Source organism: Burkholderia sp. 3C (genome assembly GCF_054589155.1).
Genome location: NZ_BAAILN010000134.1, coordinates 141,878 through 155,837, shown reverse-complemented (window position 1 = coordinate 155,837; position 13,960 = coordinate 141,878). Strand labels below are relative to the sequence as shown.

12 protein-coding genes are annotated in these 13,960 nt (G+C 66.1%); 6 read left to right on the top strand and 6 right to left on the bottom strand.

Annotated features, from left to right (window positions below; genetic code table 11):
• A partial coding sequence (locus tag ACYP33_RS27700) for a multicopper oxidase family protein (RefSeq protein WP_459624638.1) occupies positions 1-1,348 on the top strand: 1,348 nt, incomplete at its 5' end.
• A 73-nt stretch (positions 1,349-1,421) separates the two neighbouring features.
• On the opposite strand, the gene ACYP33_RS27695 is transcribed toward ACYP33_RS27700, so the two are convergent.
• A complete protein-coding gene (locus ACYP33_RS27695; RefSeq protein WP_206130780.1) occupies positions 1,422-1,625 on the bottom strand; it encodes a cold-shock protein in 204 nt (67 codons plus the stop codon).
• A gap of 529 nt (positions 1,626-2,154) precedes the next feature.
• Here ACYP33_RS27695 and clpS point away from each other — a divergent pair.
• From clpS to ACYP33_RS27680, 3 genes are all read left to right on the top strand, one after another.
• A complete protein-coding gene (gene clpS / locus ACYP33_RS27690; protein WP_414442887.1) occupies positions 2,155-2,469 on the top strand; it encodes an ATP-dependent Clp protease adapter ClpS in 315 nt (104 codons plus the stop codon).
• Positions 2,466-4,766 carry an ATP-dependent Clp protease ATP-binding subunit ClpA gene (clpA, locus tag ACYP33_RS27685; RefSeq protein ID WP_414442886.1) on the top strand — a complete coding sequence of 767 codons (2,301 nt, stop codon included), beginning with the start codon at positions 2,466-2,468 and terminating at the stop codon, positions 4,764-4,766. Before clpS ends, clpA begins: the two co-directional genes overlap by 4 nt.
• A 192-nt stretch (positions 4,767-4,958) precedes the next feature.
• Positions 4,959-5,396 (top strand): hypothetical protein, encoded by a 438-nt coding sequence (locus ACYP33_RS27680; protein WP_459624637.1) that lies wholly within the window; start codon positions 4,959-4,961, stop codon positions 5,394-5,396.
• A 15-nt stretch (positions 5,397-5,411) separates the two neighbouring features.
• On the opposite strand, the gene dut is transcribed toward ACYP33_RS27680, so the two are convergent.
• The 5 genes from dut to ACYP33_RS27655 form a co-directional block, all read right to left on the bottom strand.
• The gene (gene dut / locus ACYP33_RS27675; RefSeq protein WP_459624636.1) at positions 5,412-5,858 is read right to left on the bottom strand and encodes a dUTP diphosphatase; all 447 of its coding nucleotides are present in this window, start codon (positions 5,856-5,858) and stop codon (positions 5,412-5,414) included.
• 77 nt (positions 5,859-5,935) lie between these two features.
• Entirely contained in the window at positions 5,936-7,147 is a 1,212-nt protein-coding gene (gene coaBC, locus ACYP33_RS27670) for a bifunctional phosphopantothenoylcysteine decarboxylase/phosphopantothenate--cysteine ligase CoaBC (RefSeq protein ID WP_414451161.1), read from the bottom strand.
• A gap of 85 nt (positions 7,148-7,232) precedes the next feature.
• Positions 7,233-7,736 (bottom strand): signal peptidase II, encoded by a 504-nt coding sequence (gene lspA, locus ACYP33_RS27665; protein ID WP_414442882.1) that lies wholly within the window; start codon positions 7,734-7,736, stop codon positions 7,233-7,235.
• A gap of 2 nt (positions 7,737-7,738) precedes the next feature.
• Complete coding sequence (gene ileS, locus ACYP33_RS27660) at positions 7,739-10,576, bottom strand: isoleucine--tRNA ligase (RefSeq protein ID WP_459624635.1); 2,838 nt, start codon at positions 10,574-10,576, stop codon at positions 7,739-7,741.
• Positions 10,577-10,676: 100 nt separating this feature from the next.
• A complete protein-coding gene (locus tag ACYP33_RS27655) occupies positions 10,677-11,669 on the bottom strand; it encodes a bifunctional riboflavin kinase/FAD synthetase (protein WP_414442880.1) in 993 nt (330 codons plus the stop codon).
• 125 nt (positions 11,670-11,794) lie between these two features.
• On the opposite strand from ACYP33_RS27655, the gene purN reads away from it, so the two are divergent.
• Entirely contained in the window at positions 11,795-12,466 is a 672-nt protein-coding gene (gene purN, locus ACYP33_RS27650; protein ID WP_414451164.1) for a phosphoribosylglycinamide formyltransferase, read from the top strand.
• Entirely contained in the window at positions 12,463-13,881 is a 1,419-nt protein-coding gene (locus tag ACYP33_RS27645; RefSeq protein ID WP_459624634.1) for an RsmB/NOP family class I SAM-dependent RNA methyltransferase, read from the top strand. The genes purN and ACYP33_RS27645 overlap by 4 nt, the downstream gene beginning before the upstream one ends.
• Positions 13,882-13,960 lie beyond the last annotated feature (79 nt).

Genomic DNA, 13,960 nt, shown 5'->3' with positions numbered 1-13,960 from the left:
CACGCCGGGCCGGTTCCAGGCCACGCTGGTGGCGCAGCCGGTTGCGCGCCAATTGCTGCCCGGCGCGCAACCCACGCCGATGTGGCTCTACGGCGATGCCGCCGAAGGCGCCGTCGCCGGCCCGCTGATCGCGCTGCAGGAAGGCGATGCGGTGGAGATCCGCGTGGTCAACCGCTTGCCGCAGCCGACCACGATGCATTGGCACGGCCTGCCGGTGCCACCCGATCAGGACGGCAACCCGCTTGCGCTGATCGAGCCGGGTGCCTCGCGCACCTATCGGTTCACGTTGCCGAAAGGCAGCGCGGGCACCTACTGGTATCACCCGCATCCGCACAATTTCACGGCCGAGCAGGTGTTTCGCGGCCTCGCCGGCCCCATCGTGGTGCGCGCGGCCGACGATCCGCTGGCCGGCTGGCCGGAGCGGCATCTATTTGTTTCAGATCTGAAGCTGGCGCGCGACGGCACGATCGTGCCCGACGACATGATGGACTGGATGAACGGCCGCGAAGGCCAGTTCGCGCTGCTGAACGGCGCACGCCGGCCGCGCATCGAGGTCGCGCAGGACGAGCGCTGGCGCGTGTGGAACGCCTGCAGCGCGCGCTACCTGAACCTCGCGTTCGACGACGGCCGCAGCTTCGAGCAGGTCGGCACCGACGGCGGCCTGCTCGAGCAACCGCATCGCATGACGTCGCTGGTGCTGGCGCCGGGCGAGCGCGCCGAGCTGCTGGTGCGCGCCGGCGATCACGCCGGGCAGGCCGTGCTGCGCGCCGACAGCTACGACCGCAGCAAGATGGCAATGGCCATGTCGGACGACGACGATGCGTCCCTTCCGGCCGATCCGCCGCTGCCGCTGGCCGACGTGGGCTTCGTGCCGGCCGCCGCGCGCGCCGTGCCGGGCATGCTGCGTGCGGTGCCGCCGCTTGGCCGGCCGGTGGCGCGCAAGACGGTCACGTTCGGCGAGGCGATGGACATGGACGCGATGATGGGTTCGGCGCCGGGGCAGCGGCCGGCCGGGATGCGCTTCATGGTGAACGGCCAGGTATTCGCGCCGCATCGCGCCACGCTGACGAGCCGCCGCGGCGACGTCGAACTGTGGTCGATCGCGAACACTACCGACATGGATCACCCGTTTCATCTGCACGGCACGCAGTTCCAGGTGCTGGAGCGCGATTATCGCGGCCGGCGCACGGCGGAGCCGTATCGGGCCTGGCGCGATACGGTCAACGTGCGCAAGGGCGAGACGGTGCGCATCGCGACCGTCCAGCACGAGGCCGGTGATCGCATGTTCCATTGCCATATCCTCGAGCACGAGGATCTCGGCATGATGGGCACGCTGCGCGTGGTGTGAGCGCAGGCGCGGGAACGACAGAGCAAAAAAAACCCGGCTTGGAGCCGGGTTTTTGTCGAATTCAGTACTGCGCTCAGGCTGCCTGAATATTCGAAGCTTGCTTGCCCTTCGGGCCTTGAACCACATCAAAGCTCACTTTCTGGCCTTCCTTGAGGGTCTTGAAACCCGCCATGGTGATAGCCGAGAAATGTGCAAACAGATCTTCGCCGCCTTCATCGGGCGTAATGAAACCGAAGCCTTTCGCGTCGTTGAACCATTTGACGATACCAGTTGCCATGCCTACTTCCCCTGTCACTCAGTCGTTACCACGAGCACGCTCGAAAAGCTAAACGACCGGAAAATACAGCCGTTCCCCCCTCACAAGCTCACCTCGGCCTTTTTTTATCGTCGAATAAGACGGATTGAAAAAAGTGCCAGCTTGATTGTTGGCGCTCTTTATTTGAGTGTCAAGGGGAATTTGTCGGCGGTTTGGGGGTCGTTGTAAAGAACCCATCTTCAGGGTTTATCCCGCTTTGCAGTGTCATACGGGTGCCAAGCGAAGGTGCTTGAAAAGCCCCATAATCGGCCCATATACCAGAACCGGACGACAGCCCGTCGAGCTTTCCGGGAATATGGGATACTCGATCCACGCGTTGCGACACGGAGCATTTCCGGCGTCGCGGCCACGATCGGAGGCCGGCGCCGCGAGCCGGTTTTCGTAGCGTGCGCAGCGTTTGAGCTGTTGAGCATGCATGCAGAACGGCGCCGGCCGCAAGGCTGGTTTATGACAGGATTGCGGGCCTGTCCGAGTTGTTTAGAATGGGTGTATGGCGATTATCCCGGACAAGCAGGACAACACCGTCCTGGAACGCAATGAGCAGAAACTGAAGCCGCCTTCGATGTACAAGGTGGTGCTGCTGAACGACGATTTCACCCCGATGGAATTCGTCGTGATGGTGGTTCAGGAGTACTTCAAGAGGGATCGCGAGACCGCGATGCAGATCATGCTCAAGGTTCATCGCGAGGGGCGGGGGGTATGTGGGGTCTATACGCGAGACATCGCGTCGACCAAAGTTGAGCAAGTCGTTACCCATGCGCGGCAGGCAGGGCATCCGCTGCAGTGCGTGATGGAGGAAGCATGATTGCCCAGGAATTGGAAGTCAGCCTGCACATGGCGTTCATGGAAGCGCGTCAGGCGCGGCATGAATTCATTACGGTCGAACACCTGTTGCTCGCGTTGCTCGACAACCCGACCGCAGCCGAGGTGTTGCGAGCGTGCGCGGCGAACATCGAAGACCTGCGCCAGAACCTGCGCAACTTCATCCATGACAACACGCCTACCGTGCCGGGCACCGAGGACGTCGACACCCAGCCGACGCTCGGTTTCCAGCGCGTGATCCAGCGCGCGATCATGCATGTGCAATCCACCTCGAACGGCAAGAAGGAAGTGACCGGCGCGAACGTGCTGGTGGCGATCTTCGGCGAGAAGGATTCGCACGCGGTCTACTACCTGCAACAGCAGGGCGTGACGCGTCTCGACGTCGTGAATTTCATTTCGCACGGTATCGCGAAAACCGGCAACGCCGGCGATGCGGCAAAGGCTGGCGAAGGCACGCCCGAGTCGGAAGATCCGAACGCGCAGAAGGAAACCCCGCTCGCGCAGTTCACGCAGAATCTCAACCAATTGGCGAAGGACGGTCGCATCGATCCGCTCATCGGTCGCGAGACCGAGGTCGAGCGCGTGGTGCAGGTGCTGTGCCGTCGCCGCAAGAACAACCCGCTGCTGGTCGGCGAGGCCGGCGTCGGCAAGACCGCGATCGCCGAGGGCCTGGCCTGGCGCATCACGCGTGGCGAAGTGCCGGACATCCTCGCGAACGCGCAGGTGTTCTCGCTCGACATGGGCGCGTTGCTGGCAGGCACGAAATATCGTGGCGACTTCGAACAGCGTCTGAAGACGGTGCTCAAGGAGCTCAAGGAGCGTCCGCACGCGATCCTGTTCATCGACGAGATCCACACGCTGATCGGCGCGGGCGCCGCGTCGGGCGGCACGCTCGATGCGTCGAACCTGCTGAAGCCGGCGTTGTCGTCGGGCAACCTGAAGTGCATGGGCGCGACCACCTTCACGGAATACCGCGGCATCTTCGAAAAGGATGCGGCGCTGTCGCGGCGTTTCCAGAAAGTCGACGTCAACGAGCCGTCGGTCGAGCAGACCGTCGCGATCCTTCGCGGGCTCAAGTCGCGCTTCGAGGAGCACCACGGCGTCAAGTATTCGTCGAGTGCGCTGTCGGCCGCCGCTGAACTGTCGGCACGCTTCATCACCGATCGCCATCTGCCCGACAAGGCGATCGACGTGATCGACGAAGCCGGCGCAGCGCAGCGCATCCTGCCGAAGTCGAAGCAGAAGAAGACGATCGGCAAGTCGGAGATCGAGGAAATCATCTCGAAGATCGCCCGCGTCCCGCCGCAAAGCGTGTCGCAGGACGATCGCAGCAAGCTGCAAACGCTCGATCGTGACCTGAAGAGCGTCGTGTTCGGCCAGGATCCGGCGATCGACGCGCTCGCCGCCGCGATCAAGATGGCACGGGCCGGCCTCGGCAAGCTCGACAAGCCGATCGGCTCGTTCTTGTTCTCCGGTCCGACCGGCGTCGGCAAGACCGAAGTGGCGCGGCAGCTCGCGTTCACGCTCGGCATCGAGCTGATCCGTTTCGACATGTCGGAATACATGGAGCGTCATGCGGTCAGCCGGCTGATCGGCGCGCCGCCGGGCTATGTCGGGTTCGACCAGGGTGGTTTGCTGACCGAAGCCGTCACGAAGAAGCCGCATTGCGTGCTGCTGCTCGACGAAATCGAGAAGGCGCATCCGGACATCTTCAACGTGCTGCTGCAGGTGATGGACCACGGCACGCTGACCGACAACAACGGTCGCAAGGCGGATTTCCGCAACGTCATCATCATCATGACGACCAATGCGGGTGCCGAGTCGATGCAGAAGGGCACGATCGGCTTCACGACGCGGCGCGAAGTCGGCGACGAAATGGGCGAGATCAAGCGCCTGTTCACGCCGGAATTCCGCAACCGTCTCGACTCGACGATCAGCTTCCGCTCGCTCGATGAGGAAATCATCATGCGCGTGGTCGACAAGTTCCTGATCCAGTTGGAAGATCAACTGCACGAGAAGAAGGTCGATGCGTTGTTCACCGATGCGCTTCGCAAGTATCTCGCGAAGAACGGCTTCGATCCGCTGATGGGTGCGCGTCCGATGCAGCGTCTGATTCAGGACACGATCCGTCGTGCGCTGGCCGACGAACTGCTGTTCGGCAAGCTCGTGAGCGGCGGCCGCGTGACGGTCGACGTCGACGAGAAGGAAGTCGTGCAACTGTCGTTCGACAATTCGGCGGAGCCGCCGAAGCCGAGCGAGGAAACGGTCGAAGTGGAATGACACGCGGCAACGCGTGAAGCAAACGGCGCGGGAGCTTCCCGCGCCGTTTTATTTTGTCCGGCGCCGGTGCGTGCGTGCGGATGAGGGCAGGGGAGGCTGGCAGTTTTGGCGCACACACAAGAACAGATCGCGCTCGCTAACGGCGAGGCGCGGCAGTCGAGAGAAATGGGGCGCGGATTCCGTCCGCACGCAATGACCAATCAAACCGGGGCGGCGCGATCCGCAGTACACCGTGCCGCGTGGCGGCGCCTCGAAGCGGCCGCATTCGGCGTGTTGCTGTTGGCCTGCCCGGCCTGGAGCGTGGCGCACGCCGGTGCGCCGTTACGCCATGGCCCTCACGCCTGGGATGGCCACTGGCGCAGCAGCGCCGGCGGGCGCGACCTGACGATTTCGCAAGGCAGCGTCAGCTATTCGTATCGCAGCGCACGCGCGCCAGGTGGGCGTACCGGCTTGCTGCTGCGGCTCAAGGAAGTCGAGCCGAACCTGGCTCGGCTCTCGCGCGCCGATCGGTCCGGCGGCCCGTGTGAGCTCGATGCGCGTCAACTCGGCCATGACCTCGTGATCGCGGCGCGCAGCGGCTGTCAGGTCGCCGACGCGAACCCGGACGCCGTACTGCGCCGGGTGCGCTGACCGGGTTGGCCGGCCTTATTGCCGGCCGGTGCTGCCGAAGCCGCCTTCGCCGCGCTCGCTCTGTGCGAAATCATCGACGATGTTGAAGCGAGCCTGCACCACCGGCACGATCACGAGCTGCGCGAGGCGCTCGAACGGGTTCAGCGTGAATTCGGTCTGGCCGCGGTTCCAGGTCGACACCATCAGTTGCCCCTGGTAATCCGAATCGATCAGGCCGACCAGGTTGCCGAGCACGATGCCATGCTTGTGGCCGAGGCCCGAGCGCGGCAGGATCAGCGCTGCGTAGCCCGGGTCCGCCACGTGGATCGCGAGGCCGGTGGGCACCAGAATGGTGTCGCCCGGCTTCAGCACGACGGGCGCATCGAGGCAGGCGCGCAGGTCGAGGCCCGCGCTGCCCGGCGTGGCGTAGTTCGGCAGATATTCGCGCATGCGCGCGTCGAGGATTTTGAGGTCGAGATTCATGCGGCGAATGGCGGGCAGGAGTCGGTAAAGAAAATGCCGGGCCACCACGGCAAGCGCGGCGGCCCGGCGCTGAAGCGTCAGATCAGACGGGTATCGGGCAGGCGCCTGGCGATCTCGTCGATCAGCGTATGCGCCAGCGTGGCTTTCGCCTCGCGCGGCAAAGGCGTGGCGCCGCTCGCTTCGAACAGCACCACTTCGTTGTCGTCGCGGCCGAACGTCAGCGGGCCGAGATTGCCGATCAGGAGCGGCACCTGCTTGCGGCGTCGCTTTTCCTCGCCGTGCACGTCGAGGTCGCCGCTCTCGGCGGCGAAGCCGACGCAGAACGGCGCATCGGGCCGGGCCGCCACGGTCGCGAGGATATCGGGGTTCTCGACGAATTCGAGCACCGGCATCTTGCGATCGGCGGTCTTCTTGATCTTGTGCTCGGCCGGTTGCGCCACGCGCCAGTCGGCCACGGCGGCCACCGCGATGAACAGGTCGGCGTCGGCGGCGGCATGCATGACCGCATCGTGCATCTGCTGCGCGGTTTGCACATCCTCGCGATAGACACCCCACGGCGTCGCCAGATGAACGGGGCCGGCGATCAGGTGCACGTCGGCACCGGCCTGCTGGGCCGCGCGGGCGAGCGCGAAGCCCATCTTGCCGCTCGACAGGTTGGTCAGCCCGCGCACCGGATCGAGCGGCTCGAACGTCGGGCCGGCCGTGATCAGCACGCGCTTGTGGGCGAGCTTCTTGGGCCGGAAGTGCGACACGATCGCCTCGTAGATCGCTTCCGGTTCGAGCATGCGGCCGTCGCCGATCTCGCCGCAGGCCTGCGCGCCCGAATCGGGGCCGAGCACCGACACGCCGTCGGCGCGCAGTTGCGCCGCGTTGCGCTGGGTGGCCGGGTTCTGCCACATCTGACGGTTCATGGCCGGCACCACCAGCAGCGGGCAATCGCGCGCGACGCAGAGCGTCGACAGCAGATCGTCGGCGAAGCCGTGCGCAAGCTTGGCGAGGAAATCGGTGGAGGCGGGCGCGATCACGATGGCGTCGGCCTCGCGCGACAGATCGATGTGCGCCATGTTGTTGTCGACGCGCGCGTCCCACTGGCTCGTGTAGACGGGCCGCCCCGACAGCGCCTGCATCGTGACGGGCGTGATGAACTGGGCGGCGGCCTCGGTCATTACCACCTGCACGGTCGCGCCGGCCTTGGTCAGCAGGCGCGTGAGCTCGGCGATCTTGTAGCAGGCGATGCCGCCCGTCAGGCCGAGAACGAGATGTTTTCCTGCGAGTTCCTGATGTTCCAACGGGACCTCCGCTAATGAAACGGGCCGGCACCCGAAGGCCCGGCCCCGTAATTTACCGCGTTGTCGCGGCCATTGCGTCAGGCGCTCAACGCGTGCCGCGCACGCGGCGCAGTTCGTCGTAGATCAGCAGGATCGCGCCGATCGTGATGGCCGAATCGGCCAGGTTGAACGCCGGAAAGTGCCAGCGGCCGACGTGGAAATCGAGGAAGTCGATCACGTGGCCGTACATCAGGCGGTCGATCACGTTGCCGAGCGCACCGCCGAGGATCAGCGCCAGCGACAGGCTGAACAGGCGCTGATGGCCATGGCGCTTCAGCAGATAGCAGATCACCAGCGTGGCGGCGATGCCGAGCGCCGTGAAGGCCCAGCGCTGCCAGCCGCTGGCGGCCGACAGGAAGCCGAACGCCGCGCCGCGGTTGTAGATCAGCGTCAGGTCGAAGAAGCTCGTCAGCGTATGGAACGAGCCATAGCTGAAGGTCTTCAGCACCGCGATCTTGCTGAGCTGATCGAACAGGATGACGATCAGCGAAATGCCGAGCCAGGGCGCGAGCGCGCCGCCGGTGGATTTCGACAAGGATTTCGTTGCCATGATTACGCAGCGCTCCGGGTTTCGCCGTTTTCAAAGAGGTTGGAGAAGCAGCGGCCGCACAGCGTCGGGTGCTCGGCATGCGCGCCGACATCCTCGCGGTAGTGCCAGCAGCGCTCGCACTTCTGGTACGACGAGGCCGACACGTTGACGGCTTCGTCGCCTTCCGCCTCGACCTGCGCGACCGTGGCCGCCGACGTGATCAGCACGAACTTCAGGTCGTCGCCGAGGCTCGCGAGCGCGTCGTAACGTGCGCCGCTCGCGCGGATTTCCACCTCGGCCTGCAGCGACGAGCCGATCCGGTTCGCCGTGCGGGCTTCCTCGAGCGCCTTCGTCACGTCCGCGCGCACCGCGCGCAGCAGCGTCCACTTGTCGACCAGCGCCGCCGCGCCGTCGATGTCCGGGTAAGCGTAGTAGGTTTCCGTGAAAATCGTCTGGCTGGCCGGCTGGAACACCTTCCAGGCTTCCTCGGCCGTGAACGAGAGGAACGGCGCGAGCACGCGCAGCAGGCCCTGCGTGATGTGGTACAGCGCCGTCTGCGCCGAGCGGCGGGCGTGCGACGCCGGCGCGCTGGTGTAGAGGCGGTCCTTCAGCACGTCGAGGTAGAAGCCGCCGAGGTCTTCCGAGCAGTAGGTTTGCAGCTTGGCGACGATCGGATGGAACTCGTACTTCTCGTAGTAGCCGAGCAGTTCGGTTTGCAACTGCGCGGAGAAGGCGATCGCATAGCGGTCGATTTCGAGCCACTCGGTGGCCGGCACCGCATCCTTCGCGTAGTCGAAATCGGACAGGTTCGCGAGCAGGAAGCGCAGCGTGTTGCGGATGCGGCGATAGCCTTCCGTCACGCGCTTGAGGATTTCTTCCGAGATCGCCAGTTCGCCCGAGTAATCGGTCGAGGCGATCCACAGGCGCACGATTTCCGCGCCGAGGCGGTTCGACACTTCATGCGGATCGATGCCGTTGCCGAGCGACTTGCTCATCTTGCGGCCTTCGCCGTCGACCGTGAAGCCGTGCGTGAGCAGGCCCTTGTACGGCGCGCGGCCGTCGATCATCGACGCCGTCAGCAGCGACGAATGGAACCAGCCGCGGTGCTGATCCGAGCCTTCGAGGTAGAGGTCGGCCGGGAATTGCAGCGAATCCTTGTGCGAGCCGCGCAGCACGTGCCAGTGCGTCGTGCCCGAATCGAACCAGACGTCGAGCGTGTCGCGGTTCTTTTCATAGAGGTTGGCTTCGTCGCCGATCAGTTCGCGTGCGTCGAGCGCCTGCCAGGCCTCGATGCCGCCCACTTCCACGCGCTTGGCCACTTCTTCCAGCAGCTCCAGCGTGCGCGGATGCAGGTCGCCGGTTTCCTTGTGGACGAAGAACGCCATCGGCACGCCCCACTGGCGCTGACGCGACAGCGTCCAGTCCGGGCGGTTCGCGATCATGCTGTAGAGGCGCTGCTTGCCCCACGACGGGTAGAACGCGGTGTCTTCCACGCCTTGCAGCGCGACTTCGCGCAGCGTGCGGCCGCCGTCGTTCGGGGGCGTATCCATGCCGGCGAACCATTGCGAGGTGGCGCGGTAGATGATCGGCGTCTTGTGGCGCCAGCAGTGCATGTAGCTGTGCGTGTACTTCTCGCTGCGCAGCAGCGTGCCCGCGGCCTCGAGCGCCTCGACCACCTTCGGGTTCGCATCCCAGATCGCCAGGCCGCCGAACAGCGGCAGCGATTCGATATAGCGGCCGTCGCCCATCACCGGGTTGATGATGTCGGCGTCGGTCAGGCCGTGGGCCTTGCATGAGATGAAATCTTCCACGCCGTAGGCGGGCGACGAGTGGACGATGCCGGTGCCGGTGTCGGTCGTGACGTAGTCGCCGAGGTAGATCGGCGCCGTACGCTGATAGCCCGGATGCGCGCCGGCCAGCGGGTGATGGAAGCGCAGGCCGGCGAGCTTGGCGCCCGGCGCGGTGGCGATCGTCGTGCCGCTCAGCTTGAACGCTTCGAGGCAGGCCGCGACGCGCTCTTCGGCCAGGATCAGCAGGCCGCGCGGCGTGTCGACCAGCGCGTAGACGATTTCCGGGTGCGCGTTGAGCGCCTGGTTGGCCGGCATGGTCCACGGCGTGGTGGTCCAGATCACGATGCCGCCTTCGGCGCGCGGCAGCGCGGCCAGGCCGAACGCCTGCGCGGTCAGCTCGGGCTCCGCGAACGGGAACAGCACGTCGATGGTCGGATCGGTGCGGTCCTTGTATTCGACTTCCGCCTCGGCCAGCGCCGAGCCGCAATCGAAGCACCAGTTGACCGGCTTCAGGCCGCGATACACGAAGCCCTTCTCCATGATCTTGCCGAGCGCGCGCAGTTCGCCCGCTTCGTTGGCGAAGTTCATCGTCTTGTACGGGTTCTTCCAGTCGCCGAGCACGCCGAGCCGCTTGAAGCCGGGCTTCTGCTTCTCGATCTGCTCGGTGGCGTAGGCGCGCGCCTTTTTCTGCACTTCGGCGGCCGGCAGCGATTTGCCGAACTGCTTTTCGATCTGGATTTCGATCGGCATGCCGTGGCAATCCCAGCCCGGCACGTAGGGCGCGTCGAAGCCGGCCATGTTGCGCGACTTGACGACGATGTCCTTCAGGATCTTGTTGACGGCGTGGCCGAGGTGGATGTCGCCGTTCGCATAGGGCGGGCCGTCGTGCATGATGAACTTCGGACGGCCGGCGCTGGCGGCGCGGATCGTTTCGTAGACATTGCGGTCTTCCCAGTCCTGAACCCATTGGGGTTCGCGCTTGGGCAGGTCGCCGCGCATCGGGAACGGCGTGTCGAGCAGGTTGACCGGATATTTGGCCTGCGGTTTCGAATCGGCTTTCTTGTTGCTCATGTCGGGAATCGCTATCTCTATTCGGGGACGCTCGCGCGTCGTGAATCGGGGGACGGGCACCGGGGGCGGCGGGGCGGGCGCGGGTGGCGCCCGAACCGGATCAGCTAATTCGGTCGGTGGCCGAAATGGCGAAGCCGGTTGCGCGGCCGCCGGGCGGGACGCCATGCGCGGCGAAGTAGGCGCGCGTGTCGACGACGTCCTGCGCGATCGCGCGGGTCAGCGTTTCCAGGTCGATGAATTTCGCCTCGTCACGCAGCTTCTTCAGGAATTCGACGCGCACGAGCTTGCCGTAGGCGTCGCCGTGCCAGTCGAGAATATGGACTTCGAGCAGCACGCGGCCCGCATCGACCACCGTGGGGCGCACGCCGAGGCTGGCCACCGCGGGCAGCGGGTGATCGGCGAGGCCGTGCACCGTCACCACGAAGATGCCCGACAGCGCCGGGCGCTTGTGCGCGATCGACAGGTTCAGGGTCGGGAAGCCGAGATCGCGGCCGAGCTTCAGGCCGTGCGTGACATGGCCGCTGATCGCGTAGCCGTGGCCGAGCGCGTTCTTGGCCGCATCGAGATCGCCGGCCGCCAGCGAGGCGCGCACGCCCGAGCTGGAAATGCGCGCGCCGTTCGGCGCGGCCAGCGTGGCCATCTGCTCGACGTCGAACCCGTAGCGCGTGCCGGCTTCCTTCAGCGAGGCGAAATTGCCGGCCCGCTTGGCGCCGTAGCGGAAATCGTCGCCGACGATCATCCAGCGGGTGTGCAGGCCGCCCACCAGGGTGTCCTCGACGAACGCCTCGGGCGACTGGTTCGCGAACGTCTGGTTGAAGTGCTCGACCACCACGCGATCGACGCCGTTCTCGCGCAGCGCCTCGAGCTTGTCGCGCAGCATCGCGATGCGCGGCGGCGCGCCGGCCGGGTTGAAGAATTCGCGGGGGTGCGGTTCGAACGTCATCACGCACACGGGCAGCCCGCGTGCGTCCGCCGCCGCGCGCACGCGCGCGAGCAAGGCCTGATGGCCGCGATGGACACCGTCGAAATTGCCGATCGTCAGCGCGCACGGGGCGCGACTTTCGGCGTTGGGCAGGCCGCGAAACACTTTCACGATAGCGGGTTGGCAGCGGACGAAATGGGCGGGCGGATGCCGCAAAGCACAAGATTATAAACGCTTCGCGGCAATGGGCGCCCCGTCGGGCCGGAAACGGCGATCCCGGATGGTAAAATCCGCGCATGAAGAAAATAGTCATCCTGATTTCAGGTCGCGGCAGCAACATGGAGGCCATCGTCGAAGCGTGCAGGCGCGACGGCTGGCCGGCCCAGGTTGCCGCCGTGATCGCAAACCGGCCCGATGCGGCCGGTTTGTCATTTGCGGCCGCGCGCGGAGTCCCGACCGCGGTGGTCGATCATCGCGGCCACGACGGCCGCGAGGCCTTCGACGCCGCGCTGGCGGCCGAGATCGACCGTTTCGCGCCCGATCTCGTGGTGCTGGCCGGGTTCATGCGGATTCTGACGCCGGCCTTCGTCGCCCGTTTCGAGGGCCGGATGCTGAACGTTCATCCGTCGCTGTTGCCCAGCTTCAAGGGCATCCGCACACATGAGGCCGCTCTGGCCGCCGGCGTGGCCCTGCATGGCGCGACGGTGCATTTCGTGATTCCCGAGCTGGACAGCGGCGCGATCGTCGCGCAGGCGGCGGTGCCGGTGCGCGACGGCGATACGCCCGACGCGCTGGCGCAGCGCGTGCTGGCCGCCGAGCACCAGCTTTATCCGCGCGCCGTGCGCTGGTTCGTCGAGGGCCGGCTGCGGCTCGAAGCGGGCCGCGCGGTGCTGGCGCCGGGCGCTTGCCGCTGGCTGCTGGCCGACGGCGACGTCAACGACTACAACGATTTGGGTGAGGGTGTATGAAGCTGCATGGATTCCTGATTGGCCAGACCGAGCTGCTGCTCGGCGACGTACTGAAGTTCACCGGCCCGGCCGATGCCGCCACGAGCCGCTTTTTCCGCGCGCATCCGAAGCTCGGCCACGCCGAGCGCGGGGTGATCGCCGAAGCGGTGTTCGCGGTGCTGCGCCGGAAGATGGAATATTCGCATCTGGCCGAAAGCGGCACGGGCAACCCGACGCGGCGCCTGACGCTGCTCGGCCTGATGCAGACGGCGGGCCGCTCGGCGCTGCGCGCGCACGTCTCGGAATCCGAATGGGCGTGGCTCGATCACGTCGCGAAGATCGATCCGGCCAGCCTGCCGCTGCGCGTGCGCACCAACCTGCCCGACTGGATCTACCAGGCGCTCGCGCAGCGTTTCGATGCCGACACGCTGGCGAAGTTCGCCGCCGCCGTGAACTATCCGGCCCCGCTCGACCTGCGGGCCAACGCCCAGAAGGCCACGCGCGAGCAGGTGGTGGCCGCGCTCAAGGCCAACGGGATCGAGGCCGGCGAGACGCCGTTCGCCCCGTACGGCGTGCGCGTGAACGGCAAGCCGGCGCTGACCAAGCTCGCGCTGTTCCAGGAAGGCATGATCGAGGTGCAGGACGAGGGCAGCCAGTTGCTGTGTTCGCTGATGGCGCCGCGCCGTGGCGAGATGATCGTCGACTTCTGCGCGGGCGCGGGCGGCAAGACGCTGGCGATCGGCGCGGCCATGCGTTCGACCGGCCGCCTGTATGCGTTCGACATCTCCGAAAAGCGTCTGGCCAAGCTCAAGCCGCGCCTTGCGCGCAGCGGGCTGTCGAACGTGAACCCGGTGCTGATCGACAGCGAGCACGACGCGAAGATCAAGCGTCTGGCGGGCAAGATCGACCGCGTGCTGGTGGACGCGCCGTGCAGCGGGCTCGGCACGCTGCGCCGCAATCCGGACCTGAAGTGGCGCCAGACGCGCGACTCGATCGCCGAACTGACGCCCAAGCAGGGCTCGATTCTGGCCAGCGCCGCGCGGCTCGTGAAGCCGGGCGGCCGGCTCGTCTACGCGACCTGCAGCGTGCTGGAAGCCGAAAACGAAGCGATCGTCGAGCAGTTCCTGGCCGCGCACCCCGATTTCGTGCTGGTGCCCGCCAACAAGGTGCTGGCCGAGCAGCGCATCGAGCTCGATACCGGCGATTACCTGTCGTTGTGGCCGCATCGTCACGCCACCGACGGCTTCTTCGCCGCCGTGATGGAGCGCCGTGCGAAGCCGGCCGTGAAGAAGGCCGACAAGCAAGCCGAAGCGAAGGCGGATGAATCGGTGGCTGAATCGACAACCGAGTCGATCGAAGTTGCCAACGCGGCAGAAGCCGCGGTGTCGGCGGATCCGGTTGCGCCGGCTGCCGAGCCGGCCGCCGGTCAGGACTGACCGCGGGGCAGGCCGTGCAGGACCCGTTGCTGTCGAAGCGGCTGGCCAGTGTGATCCGCGATTTCGGGCAGCCGGTCAT

Coding starts and splice junctions, on each gene's coding strand:
- ileS (WP_459624635.1), bottom strand. CDS start 10,576: ATGAGCAACAAGAAAGCCGATTCGAAACCGCAGGCCAAATATCCGGTC.
- purN (WP_414451164.1), top strand. CDS start 11,795: ATGAAGAAAATAGTCATCCTGATTTCAGGTCGCGGCAGCAACATGGAG.
- clpS (WP_414442887.1), top strand. CDS start 2,155: ATGGCGATTATCCCGGACAAGCAGGACAACACCGTCCTGGAACGCAAT.
- clpA (WP_414442886.1), top strand. CDS start 2,466: ATGATTGCCCAGGAATTGGAAGTCAGCCTGCACATGGCGTTCATGGAA.
- ACYP33_RS27680 (WP_459624637.1), top strand. CDS start 4,959: ATGACCAATCAAACCGGGGCGGCGCGATCCGCAGTACACCGTGCCGCG.
- lspA (WP_414442882.1), bottom strand. CDS start 7,736: ATGGCAACGAAATCCTTGTCGAAATCCACCGGCGGCGCGCTCGCGCCC.
- dut (WP_459624636.1), bottom strand. CDS start 5,858: ATGAATCTCGACCTCAAAATCCTCGACGCGCGCATGCGCGAATATCTG.
- ACYP33_RS27645 (WP_459624634.1), top strand. CDS start 12,463: ATGAAGCTGCATGGATTCCTGATTGGCCAGACCGAGCTGCTGCTCGGC.
- ACYP33_RS27695 (WP_206130780.1), bottom strand. CDS start 1,625: ATGGCAACTGGTATCGTCAAATGGTTCAACGACGCGAAAGGCTTCGGT.